Here is a 271-nt window from a genome sequence, read left to right on the forward strand (position 1 = left end):
GGAACGTATGATCTGGATAATGACGATGGCTCGCCGTATGAACGGTGTTTACGCGGCATTTATGCTGGTCGCTTTTATGATGGGGGTGGCCGGGGCGCGACAGGCTCCTACATTGAGCTTATTTCTGAGTCGTGAGGTTGGCGCGCAACCTTTCTGGATCGGCCTCTTTTATACGGTGAATGCTATTGCTGGGATCGGCGTAAGCCTCTGGTTGGCAAAACGTTCTGACAGTCAGGGCGATCGGCGAAAACTGATTATATTTTGCTGTTTG

Annotated in this window: 1 pseudogene; it reads left to right on the forward strand. The window is 51.3% G+C overall.

Going from position 1 to position 271, the window contains the following annotated elements:
* Nucleotides 1-7: 7 nt before the first annotated feature.
* A pseudogene (locus MFF40_RS28475) lies at nt 8-271 on the forward strand (MFS transporter); the annotation flags it as partial.

It is taken from the genome of Methylobacterium mesophilicum, assembly GCF_022179445.1.
Classification (GTDB): Bacteria; Pseudomonadota; Alphaproteobacteria; order Rhizobiales; family Beijerinckiaceae; genus Methylobacterium; species Methylobacterium mesophilicum.